Below are 19,658 nucleotides of genomic sequence, written 5' to 3'. Positions count from 1 at the left end.
GCTCGCTACCAGCGCGAGCTGAACGGCTCGTCCGTCGGCACGATTTCGCGGCCCAGCGGCAGCAGCGAGACGGGGATGAGCTTGAAGTTGGCGATGCCGAACGGGATGCCGATGATCGTGATGCAGAGGAGAACGCCGGTGACGACGTGGGCCAGGGCGAGCCACCAGCCCGCGAGAACCAGCCACAGGACGTTGCCGATGCAGGAGGGGGCGCCCGCGTCGCGCCGCTCGACCGTCGTGCGGCCGAAGGGCCACAAGGCGTAGGCACCGATCCGGAAAGCCGCGATTCCGAACGGAATTCCGATAATCGTGATGCAGAGCAGCGCGCCGGCCGCCAGATAGGCGAGGAACAGCCAGAAGCCGCTCAGGACGAGCCAAATGACGTTGAGGATTGTCTTCACTGGTGGCGACCTGCCATCTTTTCGAGCCGGGCGATGCGCTCCGCCATCGGCGGGTGCGTAGAGAACATCTTGGAGAGTCCCTGGCCTGGGCGGAAGGGGTTCGCGATCATCATGTGGCTCGCGGTCTCGATACGGGGCTCGGGGGGCAGCGGGAGTTGCTTCGTGCCCGCTTCCAGTTTGCGCAGGGCGCTCGCGAGGGCCAGTGGGTCGCCGGTGAGCTGGGCGCCCGACGCGTCGGCCTCGTACTCCCTGGAGCGGCTGATGGCGAGCTGGATGACAGTGGCCGCGAGCGGACCCAGGATCATGATCATCAGCATGCCGAGGATGCCGGGGCCGTCGTCGTCGTTCGAGCGGCCGATCGGGATCAGCCAGGCGAAGTTGACCAGGAACATGATCACGGAGGCCAGCGCGCCGGCGACCGACGAGATGAGGATGTCGCGGTTGTAGACATGGCTCAGCTCATGGCCGATGACGCCGCGCAGTTCGCGCTCGTCCAGGATGTGCAGGATGCCTTCGGTGCAGCACACCGCCGCGTTGCGCGGGTTGCGGCCCGTGGCGAACGCGTTCGGCGCTTCGGTGGGCGAGATGTACAGGCGAGGCATGGGCTGGCGGGCCTGGGTGGAGAGGTCACGGACCATGCGGTACAGGGCCGGGGCCTCGAATTCGCTCACCGGGCGGGCGCGCATCGCGCGTAGAGCCAGCTTGTCGCTGTTCCAGTACGCGTACGCGTTGGTGCCGATCGCGACGAAGAGTGCGATCACCAGGCCCGTACGGCCGAAGAAGCTGCCGATGACGATGATGAGTGCGGACAGTCCCCCGAGGAGCAGGGCTGTCCTGAGCCCGTTGTGCCGGCGGTGCACGGTACGCCCTCCTGGTGGTGCGGCAGGGGAACCCTGATGTCAGGTCCAGTGGACCCTTCCGTACTGGTCAACGCCAGGCGGGGATTCGCAGTTCCCTTGCGCGCTCTCAGGCGCGCGTGAGCCGTCCGGGTGGTCCACGCGCGCGTGCGGGCGTCGGGGGTCAGAAGAGGCCGGTGCCGGCGAAGCGCAGTACCAGCTGGGGTGCGCCGGAGAGGGCGATACCGAGGACGGCGGTCAGGGCGATCGCGGCCGTGAGGGGGGCCGGGACGCGGTGGCGTTCCTCGGCTCCCTCGGGGGTGCGGAAGAGCAGGGCCGTCCACTGGAGGTAGTAGAAGAGAGCGATCACCACGTTGACGGCCATGATCACGGCCAGCCAGCCGAGTCCGGCGTCGACGGCCGCGGAGAAGACGGTGACCTTCGCGAAGAGGCCGATGATGCCCGGCGGCAGGCCGGCGAGGCACAGCAGGAAGAAGCCCAGAACGAGCGCTGCGAGGGGGCGGGTGGCGTAGAGGCCCCGGTAGTCGCTGACGCGGTTCAGGGGCTTCGTACGGGCCACCAGGGCCGCCACGGCGAAGGCGCCGAGGTTCACGGCGGCGTACATGAGGGCGTACGCGACGGTGGAGCCGATCGTCTTCTGGGCGTCGTCGGAGTACGCGGCGGCGGCGATCGGTACGAGGAGGTAGCCGGCCTGGCCGACGGACGACCAGGCGAGCAGGCGTACCGCGCTGTACGCGCGCGTGCTCTGCTGGCGCAGGGCGCCGACGTTGCCGACGGTCATGGTGAGCGCGGCAAGGGCTGCCAGTGCCGGGCCCCAGACGTCCGCGTACGACGGGAAGGCGACGACCGTGACGAGGATCAGGCCGGAGAAGCCGACGGCCTTGCCGACGACCGACAGGTAGGCGGCGATCGGCAGGGGCGCCCCCACGTAGGTGTCGGGTACCCAGAAGTGGAAGGGCACGGCGGCCGTCTTGAAGGCGAAGCCGATGAGAGTGAGGACGACGCCCGCCTGGGCGAGGGTGTGGAGTTGCGGGTCGACGTGCTGGATCCGGTCGGCGATCTCGGTGAGGTAGAGGGTGCCCGTGGACGCGTACACGAAGCTGATGCCCATGAGGCTGACCGCGGTCGCCGTCACGGAGGACAGGAAGAACTTCAGGGCCGCTTCGGAGGACTTCCGGTCGCCGTGCCGGATGCCGACAAGGGCGAAGGCGGGCAGGGAGGCGACCTCCAGGGCGACGATCAGGGTCGCGAGGTCGCGGGAGGCGGGCAGCAGGGCCGCTCCGGCGGCGGAGGACAGCAGCAGGAACCAGTACTCCCCTTCGGGGAGTCCGCGGTCGGCGTCCTTGAGGGCGGTGACCGAGAGAAGGGCGGCGAGCAGCGCGCCACCGAGCACCAGGAACTGGATGACGAGGGTAAAGCGGTCGGCCGTGTAGCTGCACGCGTGCGTGCTGCCGGTGAGGCAGAAGGTGGAGCGGTCGCCGTCCAGGAGGGGCAGCAGGAGGAGGCCGGACGCGGCGAGGCCGGCGACCGAGGTCCAGCCGAGGAGTGCCTTCCTGTTGTCGCCGATGAACAGGTCGGCGACCAGCACGGCGAGCCCCACGAGGGCCGCGACGGTGGGCGGCGCGATGGCGAGCCAGTCGACGGACTGGACGACTGACTGAGCCGCGGACTGGGCCGGGGAGCTCATCGGGGGCCTCCTGAGAGGAGCTGCTGCACGGCCGGGTCGGTCAGGCCGAGGAGGGCCTTCGGCCAGAGTCCGGCGACGACGGTGAGGGCGACGAGCGGGGTCCAGGCCGCGAGTTCGTACGTCTGTACGTCGGCGAGCCGGGGGGCGTCCGGCTGCGGGGCGGCGCCCATGCAGACGCGGCGTACGACGATGAGCATGTAGGCGGCGGTGAGCAGGGTGCCGAAGGCGGCGATCGCCGTGTAGGTGAGGAAGGCGGGGCGGCTGAGGTCGTCGGCGGGGTCGAACGCGCCGAACAGGGCCAGCATCTCGCCCCAGAACCCGGCGAGGCCGGGCAGTCCGAGCGAGGCGACGGCGGCGAAGGCAACGAGGCCGCCGAGGCGCGGGGCCCGGCCGTAGAGGGCGGCGCCGGTGCGGTCGGCGAGGGTGTCGAGGTCGGTGGTGCCCGTGCGGTCCTTCAGCGCGCCGACCAGGAAGAAGAGGAGGCCGGTGATGAGGCCGTGGGCGATGTTGGCGAACAGGGCGCCGTTCACGCCGGTCGGGGTCATGGTCGAGATGCCGAGCAGGACGAAGCCCATGTGGCCGACTGAGGAGTAGGCGATGAGCCGCTTGAGGTCGCCCTTCGCGCCCTGCCGGGCGAGGGCCAGGCAGGCCAGGGATCCGTAGATGATCCCGACGACGGCGAACGCGGCGAGGTAGGGCGCGAACGTCCGGAATCCGTCGGGTGTGACCGGCAGCAGGATGCGTACGAACCCGTACGTGCCCATCTTGAGCAGGACGCCTGCCAGCAGGACCGAGCCGACGGTCGGGGCGGCGGTGTGGGCGTCCGGCAGCCAGCTGTGCAGCGGCCACATCGGCGTCTTGACCGCGAGCCCGATCCCGATCGCCAAAGCGGCGGTGACCTGCACGGATGTGGTCAGTCCTGAGCCGTTGTCAGTGGTGAGTGCCATGATGTCGAACGTGCCCGCTTTGATCCCGATCTGGAGCAGGCCCAGCAGCATGACCACGGATCCGAGCAGGGTGTAGAGGATGAACTTCCAGGCCGCTCGGGTCCGTTGCTCACCGCCCCAGCGGGCGATGAGGAAGTACATCGGGATGAGCACCGTCTCGAAGGCGAGGAAGAACAGCAGCAGGTCGAGGACGGCGAAGGTCGCGAGGGTGCCGGACTCCAGGACGAGGAGGAGTGCGACGAAGGCCTTCGGGGAGGGGCCGACGGGCAGCTTGAAGTAGGAGTAGAGCGCGCAGAGGAAGGTCAGGAGCGCGCTCAGGACCAGAAGGGGGAGGGAAATGCCGTCGACGCCGAGGTGGATGCGCACGTCGAGTGCGGGGATCCAGCTGATGTCGGTCGTGGCCTGCATCTTCGACGGATGGTCGTGGTCGAAGCCGAGCGCCAGGACGATCGCGGCGATGAGCACCACGCCGGTGACGGTCACGCCGTGCCGCAGCACGGCCTGCTCGGGCGACTTCCCTCTCAGTCCGGGCGGGGCCGGCAGGAGAGCGGCGACGGCACCGATCAGCGGGCCTACGACGAGAAATGCCAGAAGGAACCGCATCACTGACTCGTTGATATCGATCACGCCTGCTCACGCTCCCGTGGCGACGAGGAGGACGGCGACCACCAGGACGACGGTGCCGGCGAGCAGCGCGCTCACATAGGTCTGGACGTTGCCGGTCTGGGCGCGCCGTACGGCGGTACCCAGCAGGCGGGGCACGGCGCTCGCGCCGCGTACGTAGGTGTCGACGACCTCTCGGTCGAGGAAGCGGACGAGGGTGGCGGCGGCCTGGACCGGGCGGACGAACAGTGCCGTGTACAGGGCGTCCAGGTGGAAGCCGACGGCCGCGTGGCGGTGGAGCGGGCCGAGCAGGAGGCGTCCGGGATCGGCCGGGTCGGGTGCGGTGGCCATGTCTCCGTATGCGGGGGTGTGGGTGGCGATGGCCTCGGCCTCGACCAGGCCGCCGTCCCCTTCCGGATGGGCCGCGACCGCACCCAGGGGGACGCGGGCCGCCAGGGCGGTGAGCTGGCGCCAGGCTCCGTAGGTGACGAGGCCACCGACGAGGGCCGTTCCCGTGCCGAGGACGGAGGTGGTGAGGGTCGGGGTCAGGCCGTGTCCGTCGAACCAGTCGGGCAGCCTGCCGTAGGCGAGCCCGCCGAGGGCGAGGGACGGGACCGCGAGCGCCCAGAGCACCGATGTCATCGCGACGGGCTGTCTTCCGTGGTCGGGGGCCTCGACGCCCCGGCCGCGGAAGGCGAGCAGCCACAGGCGGGTCGCGTAGGCGGCGGTGAGCAGGGCCGAGACCAGGCCTGCGACGAGGACGATCCAGCCTGCGGCACCGGGGATGCCCCCGGCGTGGCCGGTGGTGACGTCCTCGGCGGCGCCGAGTACGGACTCCTTGGAGAAGAAGCCGCTGAAGGGCGGGATCGCGGCGAGCGCGAGGAGCGCCACGGTCATCGTCCAGTAGGCGTCGGGGATGCGGGCGCGCAGGTTGCCCATGCGGGACATGGCGGCCAGCGAGTTGGTGCCGGAGGCGTGGATGATCACGCCGGCCGCGAGGAAGAGCAGCGCCTTGAAGGCGCCGTGGGTGAGGAGGTGGAAGACGGCGGCACCGCGGTCGCCGACGGCGAGGGCGCCGGTCATGTAGCCGAGCTGGCCGATCGTCGAGTAGGCGAGGACGCGTTTGATGTCGTCCTGGGCGAGGGCGGCGAGGGCTGAGCCGGTCATCGTGACGGCTGCCATGACGGCGAGGACGACCAGTGCGGCCGAGGAGGCCGCGAAGACCGGGAGGAGCCGGGCGATGAAGTAGACACCGGCGGCGACCATCGTCGCGGCGTGGATCAGCGCGGAGACGGGAGTGGGGCCCGCCATCGCGTCGGGGAGCCAGGTGTGCAGCGGGAACTGCGCCGACTTGCCCGCCACGCCGGCCAGGAGCAGCAGGGCGACCAGTGTCGGGTGGTCGAGTCCGCCGCTCGCGACGGAGCCGAGGATCTTCGTGATCCGGAAGGACCCGGCGTCGGTGGCGAGCGCGAACAGGCCGATCAGGAAGGGGACATCGCCGAGTTTGGTGACGAGGAAGGCCTTGAGGGAGGCGGCGCGGGCTTCCGGGGTCTCCCAGTAGTGGCCGACCAGGAAGTAGGAGCAGATGCCCATGATCTCCCAGCCGACCAGCAGCACCATCAGGTCGCCGGAGTAGACGACGAGCAGCATCGCGGAGGTGAAGAGGGAGACGAGAGCGGCGTACGACGGGTAGCGCGGGTCGTCGCGCAGATAGGCCGTCGAGTAGATCTGCACACAGGTCGCGACCAGGGCGACCAGGACGGCGACGAGGGCGGCGAAGCCGTCGATGTGCAGGGCGAGTTCGACGGGTACCGAGCCGGTGGGCGTGAGCTCGGTGGCGGCGTCGACGGCCCGGTCGCCACCCTGGCGTACGGCGACGACCACGGCGAGGGCGAGCGCCGTGAGGGGCGGCAGTACGGCGAGGGGGCGTACGAAGCCGGGGGCCGTGCGGCCCAGGAGCAGGCCGGCCGCGGCGCCCAGGAACGGGAGAAGGGGGACGAGGACGGCGAGGGTGGTCGTGGTCACGCGGTGGCCTCAGCCTTCTCGTCTTCCGTGAGGGTGGCTTCGTCGGGGCCGTGCGGCTCGGCGGTGTCGCGGAGCTTGTCGATGTCCGCGGTGCCGCGGCCCCGGTGGACGGCGAGGACGATCGCCAGGCCGATGCCGATCTCTGCGGCGGCGATGGCGATGGTGAACAGGGTGAGGGCCTGGCCGGAGTGCAGGGTCTCCCGGGTGGTTCTGCTGAGCCAGACGTCGAAGGCGACGAGGTTGAGGTTGACGGCGTTGAGCATCAGCTCGACGGACATCAGGACCAGGATCGCGTTGCGGCGGGCCAGGACGCCGTAGAGGCCGGTGCAGAAGAGGAGGGCGGAGAGTACGGCGGGATAGGCGAGGTGCATCAGAGGGCACCTTCCTGATCGGCCGGGCTGGTTCGCTCGATCGGGTGATTCCGGGAATCCGGGACAGAGGGGGAACCACCGGTCGCGGCTCGGGAGTTCACAAGGGGAGAGCTCGACTCCGCCTTCGTCTTGCGGGACAGGACGATCGCGCCGACCAGGGCCGCGAGGAGGAGGACGGAGAGGGCCTCGAAGGGGAGGACCCAGTTCTGGAAGAGGCTCGCGCCGGTGACTGCGGTGGAACCGGCGGCGGCGCCGTCCAGGTCGATCCAGGTTGCGCGGAAGGCGTCGACGACGACCCAGACCAGGGCGGCGGCGGAGGCGAGGGCCACAGCGAGGGCGGCCCACCGGTTGCCGGAGTCGGCGTCCGGGGAGCGGCCGATGGGGGCCCTGGTGAGCATCAGGCCGAAGAGGAGGAGGACGACGACGGAACCGACGTAGATGAGGACCTGTACCCAGGCGATGAACTCGGCTGTGAGGAGGAGGTATTCGACGGCGAGGCCGCCGAGGGTCACCACCAGCCACAGGGCAGCGTGCACCAGTTGCCGGGTGGTGACGGTGACGAGCGCGGCGCCGAAGGTGACGAGGCCGACAAGGAGGAAGGCGATCTCGACGCCGGTCGGGGAGAGGAAGCCGTGGGTTGCGGCGGCGAGGGTCACGACGTTCCCTCCTGCGGCTCGGTGGACACGCTGGGCTCGTGCGGCTCAGCCTCTGTGGCCTGCGTGGTCGCCAGTTTCTCCGCCGTCTTTCGGGCGGTGGCGATCTCCTTCGGTTCCTCGGCGGCGGGGTCGAGGGCGGGCGGGGCCGGGACCGTCCACATCCACTCGCGGAGCTTGTCGCGTTCGTGGGTGAGTTCGTGGATGTCGGTCTCGGCGTACTCGAACTCCGGGGACCAGAAGAGGGCGTCGAAGGGGCACACCTCGATGCAGATACCGCAGTACATGCAGAGGGAGAAGTCGATGGCGAAGCGGTCGAGGACGTTGCGGCTGCGCTCGCGGCCACCGGGGGCGGCGGCCGGGACCGTCTCCTTGTGGGAGTCGATGTAGATGCACCAGTCCGGGCACTCGCGGGCACACAGCATGCAGACCGTGCAGTTCTCCTCGAAGAGGCCGATGACTCCGCGGGAGCGGGGCGGGAGGTCGGGCTGGACGTCCGGGTACTGCGCGGTGACGGTCTTCTTCGTCATCGTACGGAGGGTGACGGCCAGGCCCTTGGCCAGGCCGATGCCGGGAATGCGGGACCTGGCGGGCGGGAGGGGCTCAGCCGTGGTCACGAGATCACCACCTTCACGATGCCGGTGAGGGCGATCTGGGCGAGGGAGAGGGGGACGAGGAGGGTCCAGGAGAGCTTCTGGAGCTGGTCCTCGCGCAGACGGGGGTAGGTGACGCGCAGCCAGATCACGACGAAGGCCAGCACCGCCGTCTTCAGGAGGGTCCAGACCCAGCCGAGGCCGTCGGCGGCCCAGGGGCCGTGCCAGCCGCCCAGGAAGAGGACGGTGGTCAGTCCGCACAGGACGACGATCCCGGCGTACTCGGCGAGGAGGAAGAGGGCGAAACGGAGGCCGGTGTACTCGGTGTAGGCGCCGAAGATGATCTCCGAGTCGGCCACCGGCATGTCGAAGGGGGGCCGTTGGAGTTCGGCGAGGCCGGCCACGAAGAAGACGATCGCGCCGACGATCTGCCAGGGCAGCCACCACCACTCGAAGGCGTCGAGGATGCCGGGGATCGAGACCGTTCCCGCCGCCATCGCGACCGAGGCGGCGGTGAGGAGCATCGGGAGCTCGTAGGCGAGGAGTTGGGCGGCGGTGCGCAGGCCGCCCAGGAGGGAGAACTTGTTGGCCGACGCCCAGCCGGCCATGAGCGAGCCGAGGACGCCGACGCCCATGACGGCGAGGACGAAGAAGATGCCCGCGTCGACGACCTCGCCGACGGCGCCGTCGCCCGGGCCGATCGGGATGGCGAGGAGGACGACGAGATACGGCAGGAGGGCCACGGCGGGGGCGAGCTGGAAGATACGGCGGTCGGCTCCGGCCGGGACGATATCTTCCTTCTGAGCGAACTTGACGCCGTCCGCGACCAGTTGGGCCCAGCCGTGGAAGCCGCCCGCGTACATCGGGCCGAGGCGGCCCTGCATGTGGGCCATCACCTTGTGCTCGGCCTGACCGACGATCAGGGGGAAGGTGAGGAAGACGACGAAGACGATCAGAAGTCGCAGGGTGACGTCGAGCGCGTCGTTCACTGCGAGCCTCCTGGCGGGTTGTCGGGGTCTTCAGTGGCGGGGGGTTCGGCCGGCTCGGTGGCCTTCGGGGTGGGTTCGTCGAAGGCCGGCCGGGCGTGGTGCCAGGGGGCGTCCGCCGTGGGTGGTGGCTCGGGGGCCTCGGTCGCCGGTGTCCGCGGGTGCTGCGATGCCGAGCCCTGGCTCGCGCTGCGCGCTCGGCGGGGTGCCACCGTCGGGGTCGGCGTGGTCGGCGAGGCCTCCGTGGCGGTGCCCTCCGGCGCCGGGGTCCCGCTTTCCGGGGGCTGGCTTGCCGAGCCGTCCGATGCCGTGCGGGTGCGGCGTACCGGGCGGTCGCCGGTCGCCCGGCCGGCGGTGGCGCGGGCCGGGCGGGTCGGGGCCGGGGGCAACTGGCCCTTCAGGGGGCCCCATTCGTTGGGGTCGGGGACGCCGGGCGGGAGCATCTGGCGGCGCTTCGGGCCACCGTGCTCCGACTCCCCCGGCTCCTTCGCGCCCGGCCACGCCTTGGCGACCCGCGCCGCCAGCACGAAGTCCTTGCGGAGGGGGTGGCCCTCGAAGGTCTCCGGGAGGAGGAGGTGGTCCAGGCCCGGGTGGCCCTCGAAACGGACGCCGAACATCTCGTGCGTCTCGCGCTCGTGCCAGGCGGCGCCCGCGTAGACGTCCACGAGGGAGGCCAGTACGGCGGACTCGTGCGGGACCGTCGTCCGTACGAGGAGGCGGCGGACCGGCGAGAGGGCGACCACGTGGGCGGCGACGCGGAAGCCCGTGCCCGGTTCGTCGACCGCGCTGAGCCAGTCGAAGTAGGTGCAGGAGAGGCGGTCACGCGCGGTCTTCAGGGCCTCGGTCCAGGACGCCGGGGGTACGTCGACGGTCAGGACGTCGTACGACTCCTCGGCCGTGGCCTCCGTACCGAAGAGTTCCTCGGTGGGGGCGGGCAGCCAGCCGGTTGCCGCCGTCATGTTGTCTCTCCCGCGGTCGGGGGCTGTACCAGGGGGCTCTGAAGCTCGGCCGGTGAGGGGCGCGTCGCCGGTCCGGACGCGTACCGCTCGCCCAGGGACTCCCGGGCGATCTTCTCCTGGAGCTTGAGGATGCCCTGGAGCAGCGCCTCGGGCCGGGGCGGGCAGCCGGGGACGTAGACATCGACCGGGATGATCTGGTCGACGCCCTTCGTCACGGAGTAGGAGTCCCAGTACGGGCCGCCGCAGTTGCTGCACGCGCCGAAGGAGATGACGTATTTCGGCTCGGGCATCTGTTCGTACAGGCGCCGTACCGCCGGGGCCATCTTGTCCGTGACCGTGCCCGAGACCACCATCAGGTCGGCCTGGCGCGGCCCCGGGGCGAAGGGGATCACGCCGAGGCGGATGAAGTCGTGGCGGGCCATGGACGCGGCGATGAACTCGATCGCGCAGCAGGCGAGGCCGAAGTTGAAGACCCAGAGCGAGTAGCGGCGGCCCCAGTTCAGGACCACCTTCATCGGTTCGGGGGCCAGGCGGGCGAGGGCGCCCAGCCGCTTGGGCTCCGGCAGCAGCACGGGCACAGGCGCCGGCACGGGTACTGGCACAGGTGCGGCTACAGGTACAGGCGCCGGCGAGTTCGCTTCTGGCGTCACGTCCACGTCAGGACGCCCTTCTTGTATGCGTAGAGCAGGCCCACGGCCAGGAAGCCGAGGAAGACGAACATCTCGACGAGGGTGGCCGCGCCGTAGCCGGGAGCCGCGAAGACGGTCGCCCAGGGGAACAGGAAGATCGAGTCGACGGCGAAGACGACGTAGAGGAAGGCGTAGACGTAGTAGCGGACCTGGGTGTGGGCCCAGCCCTCGCCGACGGGGTCGACACCGCACTCGTACGTCAGGAGTTTCTCGGGGGTCGGGACCACTGGGCGCAGCAGGCGCCCGGCCCCGAAGGCGACCGCGACGAAGAGCACGCCGACGGCGGCGAGCAGTCCGACGACGGAGTAGGACTGGAAGTACTCCGACGCTGCGATGTGCTCTGTCGTGGCTACGGCGGTCGGTCCCGGCATGTCCGTCCCTCGCTCCCTGGCCTCGTGACATCTCGCCCCTGGTGTTCGGCGATCTGTACGGACGGGAGTCTAGGGCCTGCTAAAGAGACCGTAAGCAGCCCGTCACACATGGCCATGTCCGGCTGGTGTGCAAGTGGTGTGCAAGGTGGGGTTTTCCCCCGGGCCGCCGGGCGGTCCACCTCATGGCGCCGTGGCGCGCCGACGGGCAGGCTGTCGGGCATGACCGCACGTATCACCGCCACCAGCGCGGAAACCGAGGGCGACCGACTGCCCCCTGTCCGTTTCGCCCTCGAACCGCACACCTGGAAGGAGATCGCCCACCTCCTGGCCAACCTGCCGATGGCGCTGTTCGGTTTCGTGTACGTGGTGACCGTGGTGAGCGTGGGTTCAGCCCTCACCTTCACGGTGATCGGTCTTCCGGTACTCGCCGCCGCGCTGATGGGCGCGCGTCTGCTGGGCCGGTTCGAACGGGCGCGGGCCAGGGCTCTGCTCGGGGTGCGGGTGGACGAACCGAGTCCGCTGCCGCTGAGTGGCGGGCCAGGCGCCCGCGGCGAACAGCTCGGGTTCTTCGGGCGGTTGATGCTGGCGCTCAAGGACCCGGTCGGCTGGCGCACCATCCTGTACGACTTCATCAGGCTGCCCTGGGGCATCCTCACCTTCACCGTCGTGCTCGCGTCGCTCTTCGTGCTGTGGCCGGTGCTGCCGTTCCTGGCACGGGGGCTCACGAACGTGGACCGGATGATGGTGCGCGGGCTCCTGTCGCCCTCCGACGAGCTGGAACGCCGTATCGCCGAACTGGAGTCCGACCGGGGGGTCGTGATCGACACGGCCGCCGCCGATCTGCGGCGCATCGAGCGCGATCTGCACGACGGGGCGCAGGCCCGGCTCGTGAACCTCGCGATGGGGCTCGGGCTGGCCAAGGAGAAGCTGCTGGAGGGCCAGGCCGACGAGCAGGTGGCCGCGATGGTCGACGAGGCGCACGGTGAGGTGAAGCTCGCCCTTCAGGAGCTGCGTGACCTGGCGCGCGGGATCCATCCGGCCGTGCTGACCGACCGCGGGCTGGACGCGGCGCTGTCCTCGGTGGCCTCGCGGTGCACCGTGCCGGTGAAGGTGAGCGCCGACCTGCCGGCCAGGCCTGCCGCCGCCATCGAGGGCATCGCCTACTTCACGGTCTCCGAGCTGCTCCAGAACATCAGCAAGCACAGCGGGGCGCGGAACGCCTCCGTCGACGTCTGGCGTACCGACGAACGGCTGCTGATCCAGGTCTGGGACGACGGGTGCGGCGGTGCGCGGCTCGACGGCGGTACGGGGATGGCGGGGCTCGCGGACCGGCTGGGCGCGGTGGACGGGCTGTTCGTCATCGACTCGCCCGAGGGCGGGCCCACGACGGTCACGGCCGAGCTGCCCTGGCGGGAACGGGTCGAGGCGTAGGTGTCGAGGCGTAGGTAGGGAAAACCCCCGGGGGAAGACGCCTACGTGCTCCATGGTCCGTGGCGCTCGGCGCGAGCAGGCTGATGACAGACGAGCCGACCTGACAGAACGGACTGGACCGATGGCCATGGAGTACGGACAGGGGTACGGGCGCCAGGGCGGTCCCGGGGCGGGATTTCACGGAACGGCCGGCGGGGGCGCCGGGGAGCGGCGGCATCGGTTGCCGGCCGCCTTGCGGGCGCCCGTCGAGGCGCGCAGCTTGCGGGAGTTCGGGTATGTGCTGCTGAGCCTGCCGGTCAGCGTGCTGGTGTTCTCGTACGCCGTCACCCTGGCCTTCACCGGCTCGCTTCTCCTCATCACCTTCCTCGGGATCCCGGTGCTGGCCGTGGGGCTTGCGGGGTGCCGGGGGTTCGGTGTGCTGGAGCGGAAGATGGCGCGCGGGCTGCTCGGGCTCGACGTGGCCGAACCGGAGCCGGTGCGGGGACGGAAGCCCGGGGCGGCGGCCTGGATGGGGGCCGTGCTGAAGAGCGGGACCTCGTGGCGGCATCTGCTGTACTCGGTGCTGCACATGCCGTGGGCGGTGTTCTCGTTCGTGGTCTCGGTGACCTTCTGGGTGTACGGGTGGGCGCTGCTCACGTATCCGGTGTGGTTCTGGCTCTTCCCGATGTACGGCGGGCAGGACGGCCTCCAGCTGTACGGCGACGAGACCCACAGCATCTATCTCGACAACCCGTTCGAGATCACGATGACCGCGCTGGTCGGACTGTTGTTCACCATGGCCACGCCCTGGATCGTGCGGGCGCTGACCCTCGTGGACCGGCTGATGGTGCAGGGGTTGCTCAGCCCGTCGCGGCTGGCGACGCGGGTCGTCGAGCTGGAGTCCGACCGGGGGGTGGTCGTCGACACCGCCGCGGCCGATCTGCGGCGTATCGAGCGGGATCTGCACGACGGGGCACAGGCGCGGCTGGTGGCGCTGGCCTTGGATCTGGGGCTCGCGAAGGAGAAGCTCACGGAGGATCCGCGGGCCGCGGCGCGGATGGTGGGCGAGGCGCACGGTGAGGTGAAGACGGTGTTGCAGGAGCTGCGGGATCTGGCGCGCGGGATTCATCCGGCGGTGCTGACGGATCGGGGGCTGGACGCGGCGCTGTCCGCGGTGGCTTCTCGGTGTGTGGTGCCGGTGCGGGTGGAGGTCGATCTGGTGGAGCGGCCGGCCGCGGCGATCGAGGGGATCGCGTACTTCACGGTGTCGGAGCTGCTGCAGAACATCAGCAAGCATGCGCGGGCGACGGGGGCGTCGGTGGATGTGTGGCGGGTGGAGAACCGGTTGATGCTGCAGGTGGTGGATGACGGGGTGGGGGGTGCGGATGCCTCCGGCGGGTCCGGGTTGGCGGGGCTGGCGGGGCGGCTCGGTGCGGTGGACGGGATTCTGGTGGTGGATTCGCCGGTGGGTGGGCCCACTCGGGTGACTGCGGAGTTGCCTTGGCGGGGGTGAGGTTGGTGGGAGGGGTGGGGCTGGTGGGGGGCGGGTTTGATTCGCCCCCGCCGCCCCTACCCGTCCCATCCTGTTCCTGGGGGCTGCGCCCCCAGACCCCCCTTCGCGCTGAAGGCGCTCGTCCTCAAACGCCGGACGGGCTGAAGGTGCCGGATGTGCCCGGGTGTGGGAAAACCCGTCGACAACAACCCCTTCCTCGTCCGAATACTGGGATGCTGGAGCCTGGTGTTCGGACAGGGTGGGGAGCCGGGAATCGTGGGAGACAGGGTGCGGGTGGTCATCGCCGAGGATTCAGTGCTGCTGAGAGAGGGCCTGACCCGGTTGTTGACCGACCGTGGGCACGATGTCGTCGCCGGTGTGGGTGACGGGGTCGCGCTGATCAAGACCATTACCGAGCTGGCCGCGCAGGACGAGCTCCCGGACGTGGTCGTCGCGGATGTGCGGATGCCGCCCACCCATACCGACGAAGGGGTCCGGGCCGCCGTACAGCTGCGGAAATCGCATCCGGGACTGGGTGTGCTCGTCCTGTCACAGTACGTCGAGGAGCGGTACGCGACCGAGCTGCTCGCCGGGTCCAGCCGGGGCGTCGGGTATCTGCTGAAGGACCGGGTCGCCGAGGTGCGGGAGTTCGTGGACGCGGTGGTGCGGGTGGCCCAGGGGGGTACCGCGCTCGATCCGGAGGTCGTGGCCCAGTTGCTGGGCCGCAGCCGTAAGCAGGACGTGCTCGCCGGGCTCACTCCCCGGGAGCGCGAGGTGCTGGGACTCATGGCCGAGGGCCGGACGAATTCGGCCATCGCTCGTCAGCTCGTCGTGAGTGACGGTGCCGTCGAAAAACACGTCAGCAACATATTCCTGAAACTGGGACTTTCCCCCAGCGACGGCGATCACCGGCGTGTACTGGCCGTTCTGACCTACCTCAACACCTGAGCACTTGACACCTGACACCCTGCCAGTGCCGCGGGGCGGGAAAACATGACAAGTCCGGGCGCCGCCGCGTCTCAAAATGGCGTCCGTCATGCGATCCGTCCCGGGAAGGCCACCCTTACCGACGTACTGTTGATCCTGGGAGGGTCCGCGGGAGGACCGGTCCCAGGCCGCCGCCTCGAAGGAGGTCCAGTTCAGTGACCAGCCAGGTCAGCAGTCCAGCGGAGAGTTCAGCGGAGAAGGCCGGCTCGGACGTCGGAGCCGTCGTAGGAGAGCAGCGCAATCCGGCAGGCGTGAAAGACGTACGCCGCCTCGATCGGGTGATTATTCGGTTCGCCGGGGACTCCGGGGACGGTATGCAGCTCACGGGGGACCGCTTCACCTCCGAGACCGCGTCCTTCGGGAACGACCTGTCGACTCTGCCGAACTTCCCCGCCGAGATCCGAGCGCCCGCAGGCACCCTGCCGGGCGTTTCCTCGTTCCAGCTGCATTTCGCCGACCACGACATCCTCACGCCCGGGGACGCGCCCAACGTGCTGGTCGCGATGAATCCGGCCGCGCTGAAGGCGAACATCGCCGATGTGCCGCGCGGCGCGGAGATCATCGTCAACACGGACGAGTTCACCAAGCGAGCGATGCAGAAAGTGGGGTACGCGGCCTCGCCGTTGGAGGACGGCTCGCTCGACGGGTACAGCCTGCACCCGGTGCCGCTGACCACACTCACGGTCGAGGCGCTCAAGGAGTTCGCGCTCTCGCGCAAGGAGGCGGAGCGCAGCAAGAACATGTTCGCGCTGGGCCTGTTGAGCTGGATGTACCACCGGCCGACCGAGGGCACCGAGAAGTTCCTGGCCACGAAGTTCGCCAAGAAGCCCGACATCGCTGCCGCCAACCTGGCCGCGTTCAGGGCCGGTTGGAACTTCGGGGAGACCACCGAGGACTTCGCGGTCAGTTACGAGGTCGCGCCGGCCTCCACCGCGTTCCCCACCGGCACCTATCGCAACATCTCCGGGAACCTGGCCCTGTCGTACGGGCTCATCGCAGCCGGTCAACAGGCCGATCTTCCGGTCTACTTGGGCTCGTACCCGATCACGCCGGCCTCGGACATCCTGCACGAGCTGAGCCGGCACAAGAACTTCGGGGTGCGGACCTTCCAGGCCGAGGACGAGATCGCGGGAATCGGGGCCGCGTTGGGCGCCGCCTTCGGCGGGTCGCTGGCCGTCACCACCACCTCGGGTCCGGGTGTGGCCCTGAAGTCCGAGACCATCGGGCTCGCCGTCTCGATGGAACTGCCGCTGCTGGTCATCGACATCCAGCGCGGCGGGCCCTCCACCGGGCTGCCCACCAAGACCGAGCAGGCCGACCTGCTGCAGGCCATGTTCGGCCGCAACGGCGAGGCCCCGGTCCCGATCGTGGCCCCGCGCACGCCCGCCGACTGTTTCGACGCCGCCCTTGAGGCCGCCCGGATCGCCCTGACCTACCGCACCCCGGTCTTCCTGCTGTCCGACGGATACCTCGCCAACGGCTCCGAACCCTGGCGCATCCCCGACGTCGACGAACTCCCCGATCTTCGGGTCCGGTTCGCCCAGGGACCCAACCACACCCTCGACGACGGCACCGAGGTCTTCTGGCCCTACAAACGGGACCCGCAGACCCTGGCCCGCCCCTGGGCCGTCCCCGGCACCCCCGGGCTCGAACACCGCATCGGCGGCATCGAGAAGCAGGACGGCACCGGCAACATCTCCTACGACCCCGCCAACCACGACCTGATGGTCCGCACCCGCCAGGCCAAGATCGACGGCATCGACGTACCGGATCTGGCGGTCGACGAGCCGTCCGGCGCGGCCGACACCCTGGTGCTGGGCTGGGGTTCCACCTACGGGCCGATCACCGCGGCCGTGCGCCGGCTGCGGGCGGCGGGCGAGTCCATCGCGCAGGCCCATCTGCGCCACCTCAACCCCTTCCCGAGGAATCTCGGCGAGGTGCTGCGGCGCTACGACAAGGTCGTGATCCCCGAGATGAACCTCGGGCAGCTCGCCACTTTGATCCGGGCGAAGTACCTGGTGGACGCCCACTCGTACAACCAGGTCAACGGTATGCCGTTCAAGGCCGAACAGCTCGCCACGGCTCTCAAGGAGGCCATCGATGGCTGAGACGTCCACGGAAGGCGCCGGTACCGGCTCGATCGAGGCACTGACTCTGGTGCCCAAGGCCGAGGCCAGGCAGTCCATGAAGGACTTCAAGTCGGACCAGGAGGTGCGCTGGTGCCCCGGCTGCGGGGACTACGCGGTCCTCGCCGCCGTACAGGGCTTCATGCCCGAACTCGGGCTGGCGAGGGAGAACATCGTCTTCGTGTCCGGGATCGGGTGCTCCTCCCGCTTCCCCTACTACATGAACACCTACGGGATGCACTCCATCCACGGCCGCGCCCCCGCCATCGCCACCGGCCTCGCCTCGTCCCGGCGCGACCTGTCCGTCTGGGTGGTCACCGGCGACGGCGACGCACTCTCCATCGGCGGCAACCACCTCATCCACGCCCTGCGCCGCAACGTCAACCTCAAGATCCTGCTGTTCAACAACCGGATCTACGGGCTGACCAAAGGCCAGTACTCGCCGACGAGCGAGGTCGGCAAAATCACCAAGTCGACACCCATGGGATCACTGGACGCGCCCTTCAACCCCGTCTCCCTGGCGATCGGCGCCGAGGCCTCCTTCGTCGCCCGGACTGTCGACTCCGACCGCAAACACCTCACCAGCGTGCTCCGCGAAGCCGCCGCCCACCCCGGCACCGCACTCGTCGAGATCTACCAGAACTGCAACATCTTCAACGACGGCGCCTTCGAGGTCCTCAAGGACCGCCAACAGGCCGAGGAAGCCGTGATCCGCCTGGAACACGGACAGCCGATCCGGTTCGGGACCGACGGCACCAAAGGTGTCGTACGGGACCGGGCCACCGGCGATCTGAAGGTCGTCGCCGTCACCGCCGACAACGAGAGCGACGTGCTCGTCCACGACGCCCACTCCACGTCCCCGACCACCGCGTTCGCACTCTCCCGGCTCGCCGACCCCGACACCCTCCACCACACCCCCATCGGCGTCTTCCGCTCCGTCGACCGGCCCGTCTACGACACCCAGATGGCCGAACAACTCGACACCGCGATCGTCCAGAACGGCAAGGGCGACCTCGGCGCACTCCTCGCCGGCGGCGACACCTGGACCGTCGTCGGATAAACGGGGCAGAAAACCGGTACGAGTGACTACTGGGCCCGGGTCGTTCTTTCGGCCCGGGCCTTGTCGTACGTCCGGCGGGCCTGGTCCACGTCCGGCATGCGCTCCGCCGTCCAGGAGGCCAGGGCCTTGACCTGGGTGGCGGCCTCGCGGCCGAGGTCGGTGAGCGAGTAGTCGACGCGGGGCGGGATGACCGGCTTCGCGTCCCGGTGGACCAGGCCGTCGCGCTCCAGCGTCTGAAGGGTCTGCGTCAGCATCTTCTCGCTGACCCTGCCGATGGCCCGGCGCAGCTCGCTGAAGCGGTACGGGCGCTCCAGCAGCTCCATGAGGACGAGCACCCCCCAGCGACTGGTGACGTGCTCCAGGACCAGGCGGTGCGGACACATGCCCTCGGCGTCGACCGTCTCGTACCTGCCCGCACCCCGCTTGCCCATGACTTCGGTCCCGCTGCTCGCCGCCGTACTCACTGCCGTACTCACTGCCTCACTTACTTCCATGTTCGTACCTTACCTGAAAGTGGGTACTTTCCTGAAGTTAGCGCTTCCCCTAGAGTTAGTGCCAGCCCGCACCCCACAAGGAGATACGCAATGAGCATCATCGTCACCGGCGCCACCGGCCACCTCGGTCGTCACGTAATCGAGCAGCTGCTGGAGAAGGTTCCGGCCGACCAGATCACCGCCGTCGTGCGCGACGCGGAGAAGGCGTCCGGCTTCGCGGCCCGCGGTGTCAAGATCGCGGTCGCCAACTACAACGAGCCCGAGACCTTCGACGGTGTCATAGCCGCCGGTGACAAGGTGCTGCTCATCTCCGGCAACGAGTTCGACAAGGGCCGCATCGGCCAGCACAAGGTCGTCCTCGACGCCGCCAAGGCCGCGGGCGCCGCGCTGCTCGCGTACACCAGCGCCCCGGGTACCCTGACGGCCGCGCTCGCCGACGACCACAAGGGCACCGAGGCGGCGATCCTCGAGTCCGGTGTCCCGTACTCGCTGCTGCGCAACGGCTGGTACAACGAGAACTACACCGAGCAGCTCGCCGTCGCCCTTGAGCACGGCGTCACCCAGGCCGCCGGCGAGGGCCGGGTCGCCTCCGCGGCGCGCGCCGACTACGCCGCCGCCGCTGTCGCGGTGCTGACCGGCGAGGGCCACGAGAACACGACGTACGAGCTGAGCGGCGACACCAACTGGAGCTTCGCCGAGTACGCCGCCGAGGTGTCCAAGCAGTCCGGCAAGGACGTCGCCTACAACGCCGTCTCCGCCGAGGTCCTGACCGGCATTCTGGTCGGCGTCGGCCTGCCCGAGGCCTTCGCCGCGATCCTCGCGGGCGTGGACGTGTCCATCGAGCAGGGCCAGCTGGCCGGCACCCCGGGCGACCTGTCCCGCCTGACCGGCCGACCGACCACGCCGATCGCCGAGTCGATCGCCGCCGCGCTCAAGGCCTGACCCTC

Annotated in this window: 19 protein-coding genes; 6 read left to right on the top strand and 13 right to left on the bottom strand. The window is 69.8% G+C overall.

Annotation, left to right across the window (positions count from 1 at the left end):
• Positions 1-5 precede the first annotated feature (5 nt).
• From ACW4TU_RS27550 to ACW4TU_RS27495, 12 genes are all read right to left on the bottom strand, one after another.
• On the bottom strand, positions 6-401 hold the full coding sequence (locus ACW4TU_RS27550; RefSeq protein WP_457417452.1) for a YccF domain-containing protein: 396 nt from the start codon (positions 399-401) through the stop codon (positions 6-8).
• Positions 398-1,261, bottom strand: coding sequence for a zinc metalloprotease HtpX (htpX, locus tag ACW4TU_RS27545; protein WP_329276005.1), 864 nt, complete (start codon positions 1,259-1,261; stop codon positions 398-400). Before htpX ends, ACW4TU_RS27550 begins: the two co-directional genes overlap by 4 nt.
• A 160-nt stretch (positions 1,262-1,421) precedes the next feature.
• Positions 1,422-2,945: an NADH-quinone oxidoreductase subunit N gene (locus ACW4TU_RS27540; RefSeq protein WP_457417451.1), complete on the bottom strand. Its 1,524-nt coding sequence runs from the start codon at positions 2,943-2,945 to the stop codon at positions 1,422-1,424.
• Positions 2,942-4,519, bottom strand: a complete 1,578-nt coding sequence (locus ACW4TU_RS27535) for an NADH-quinone oxidoreductase subunit M (RefSeq protein WP_457417450.1) — start codon at positions 4,517-4,519, stop codon at positions 2,942-2,944. Before ACW4TU_RS27535 ends, ACW4TU_RS27540 begins: the two co-directional genes overlap by 4 nt.
• Positions 4,520-4,525: 6 nt before the next feature.
• Positions 4,526-6,520 carry an NADH-quinone oxidoreductase subunit 5 family protein gene (locus tag ACW4TU_RS27530; RefSeq protein WP_457417449.1) on the bottom strand — a complete coding sequence of 665 codons (1,995 nt, stop codon included), beginning with the start codon at positions 6,518-6,520 and terminating at the stop codon, positions 4,526-4,528.
• Entirely contained in the window at positions 6,517-6,891 is a 375-nt protein-coding gene (gene nuoK / locus ACW4TU_RS27525) for an NADH-quinone oxidoreductase subunit NuoK (RefSeq protein ID WP_457417448.1), read from the bottom strand. Before nuoK ends, ACW4TU_RS27530 begins: the two co-directional genes overlap by 4 nt.
• The gene (locus tag ACW4TU_RS27520) at positions 6,891-7,547 is read right to left on the bottom strand and encodes an NADH-quinone oxidoreductase subunit J family protein (RefSeq protein WP_457417447.1); all 657 of its coding nucleotides are present in this window, start codon (positions 7,545-7,547) and stop codon (positions 6,891-6,893) included. The genes nuoK and ACW4TU_RS27520 overlap by 1 nt, the downstream gene beginning before the upstream one ends.
• Positions 7,544-8,074 carry a 4Fe-4S binding protein gene (locus ACW4TU_RS27515; protein WP_457430335.1) on the bottom strand — a complete coding sequence of 177 codons (531 nt, stop codon included), beginning with the start codon at positions 8,072-8,074 and terminating at the stop codon, positions 7,544-7,546. Before ACW4TU_RS27515 ends, ACW4TU_RS27520 begins: the two co-directional genes overlap by 4 nt.
• Positions 8,075-8,157: 83 nt before the next feature.
• The gene (locus tag ACW4TU_RS27510) at positions 8,158-9,126 is read right to left on the bottom strand and encodes a complex I subunit 1/NuoH family protein (protein ID WP_457417446.1); all 969 of its coding nucleotides are present in this window, start codon (positions 9,124-9,126) and stop codon (positions 8,158-8,160) included.
• On the bottom strand, positions 9,123-10,082 hold the full coding sequence (locus ACW4TU_RS27505) for an NADH-quinone oxidoreductase subunit C (RefSeq protein ID WP_457417445.1): 960 nt from the start codon (positions 10,080-10,082) through the stop codon (positions 9,123-9,125). Before ACW4TU_RS27505 ends, ACW4TU_RS27510 begins: the two co-directional genes overlap by 4 nt.
• Positions 10,079-10,738 (bottom strand): NADH-quinone oxidoreductase subunit B, encoded by a 660-nt coding sequence (locus ACW4TU_RS27500; protein ID WP_457417444.1) that lies wholly within the window; start codon positions 10,736-10,738, stop codon positions 10,079-10,081. The genes ACW4TU_RS27505 and ACW4TU_RS27500 overlap by 4 nt, the downstream gene beginning before the upstream one ends.
• The gene (locus ACW4TU_RS27495) at positions 10,729-11,142 is read right to left on the bottom strand and encodes an NADH-quinone oxidoreductase subunit A (protein ID WP_457417443.1); all 414 of its coding nucleotides are present in this window, start codon (positions 11,140-11,142) and stop codon (positions 10,729-10,731) included. Before ACW4TU_RS27495 ends, ACW4TU_RS27500 begins: the two co-directional genes overlap by 10 nt.
• A 219-nt stretch (positions 11,143-11,361) precedes the next feature.
• Between ACW4TU_RS27495 and ACW4TU_RS27490 the strand changes: the two genes are divergently transcribed.
• From ACW4TU_RS27490 to ACW4TU_RS27470, 5 genes are all read left to right on the top strand, one after another.
• Positions 11,362-12,573, top strand: a complete 1,212-nt coding sequence (locus ACW4TU_RS27490) for a sensor histidine kinase (protein ID WP_457417442.1) — start codon at positions 11,362-11,364, stop codon at positions 12,571-12,573.
• Between the two features lie 121 nt (positions 12,574-12,694).
• Positions 12,695-14,065 carry a sensor histidine kinase gene (locus ACW4TU_RS27485; protein ID WP_457417441.1) on the top strand — a complete coding sequence of 457 codons (1,371 nt, stop codon included), beginning with the start codon at positions 12,695-12,697 and terminating at the stop codon, positions 14,063-14,065.
• 267 nt (positions 14,066-14,332) lie between these two features.
• Positions 14,333-14,992 (top strand): LuxR C-terminal-related transcriptional regulator, encoded by a 660-nt coding sequence (locus tag ACW4TU_RS27480; RefSeq protein ID WP_308437437.1) that lies wholly within the window; start codon positions 14,333-14,335, stop codon positions 14,990-14,992.
• Between the two features lie 194 nt (positions 14,993-15,186).
• Positions 15,187-17,139 carry a 2-oxoacid:acceptor oxidoreductase subunit alpha gene (locus tag ACW4TU_RS27475; protein WP_457417440.1) on the top strand — a complete coding sequence of 651 codons (1,953 nt, stop codon included), beginning with the start codon at positions 15,187-15,189 and terminating at the stop codon, positions 17,137-17,139.
• Positions 17,132-18,217, top strand: a complete 1,086-nt coding sequence (locus ACW4TU_RS27470) for a 2-oxoacid:ferredoxin oxidoreductase subunit beta (RefSeq protein ID WP_457417439.1) — start codon at positions 17,132-17,134, stop codon at positions 18,215-18,217. The genes ACW4TU_RS27475 and ACW4TU_RS27470 overlap by 8 nt, the downstream gene beginning before the upstream one ends.
• Positions 18,218-18,243: 26 nt before the next feature.
• On the opposite strand, the gene ACW4TU_RS27465 is transcribed toward ACW4TU_RS27470, so the two are convergent.
• Positions 18,244-18,648: a winged helix-turn-helix transcriptional regulator gene (locus ACW4TU_RS27465; protein WP_457430333.1), complete on the bottom strand. Its 405-nt coding sequence runs from the start codon at positions 18,646-18,648 to the stop codon at positions 18,244-18,246.
• Between the two features lie 153 nt (positions 18,649-18,801).
• Here ACW4TU_RS27465 and ACW4TU_RS27460 point away from each other — a divergent pair, with 153 nt between their 5' ends.
• A complete protein-coding gene (locus ACW4TU_RS27460; RefSeq protein ID WP_457417438.1) occupies positions 18,802-19,653 on the top strand; it encodes an NAD(P)H-binding protein in 852 nt (283 codons plus the stop codon).
• Positions 19,654-19,658 lie beyond the last annotated feature (5 nt).

It is taken from the genome of Streptomyces kryoterrae, from assembly GCF_054072135.1.
Note: the sequence above shows the minus strand (reverse complement) of the source record. Positions and strands in the feature narration are given on the sequence as shown.

Bases quoted from the DNA above. Each gene is read 5' to 3' on its own strand.
- ACW4TU_RS27465 (WP_457430333.1), bottom strand. From the start codon at position 18,648: ATGGGCAAGCGGGGTGCGGGCAGGTACGAGACGGTCGACGCCGAGGGC.
- ACW4TU_RS27495 (WP_457417443.1), bottom strand. From the start codon at position 11,142: ATGCCGGGACCGACCGCCGTAGCCACGACAGAGCACATCGCAGCGTCG.
- ACW4TU_RS27460 (WP_457417438.1), top strand. From the start codon at position 18,802: ATGAGCATCATCGTCACCGGCGCCACCGGCCACCTCGGTCGTCACGTA.
- nuoK (WP_457417448.1), bottom strand. From the start codon at position 6,891: ATGCACCTCGCCTATCCCGCCGTACTCTCCGCCCTCCTCTTCTGCACC.
- ACW4TU_RS27505 (WP_457417445.1), bottom strand. From the start codon at position 10,082: ATGACGGCGGCAACCGGCTGGCTGCCCGCCCCCACCGAGGAACTCTTC.
- ACW4TU_RS27470 (WP_457417439.1), top strand. From the start codon at position 17,132: ATGGCTGAGACGTCCACGGAAGGCGCCGGTACCGGCTCGATCGAGGCA.
- ACW4TU_RS27540 (WP_457417451.1), bottom strand. From the start codon at position 2,945: ATGAGCTCCCCGGCCCAGTCCGCGGCTCAGTCAGTCGTCCAGTCCGTC.
- ACW4TU_RS27485 (WP_457417441.1), top strand. From the start codon at position 12,695: ATGGCCATGGAGTACGGACAGGGGTACGGGCGCCAGGGCGGTCCCGGG.
- ACW4TU_RS27515 (WP_457430335.1), bottom strand. From the start codon at position 8,074: ATGACGAAGAAGACCGTCACCGCGCAGTACCCGGACGTCCAGCCCGAC.
- ACW4TU_RS27490 (WP_457417442.1), top strand. From the start codon at position 11,362: ATGACCGCACGTATCACCGCCACCAGCGCGGAAACCGAGGGCGACCGA.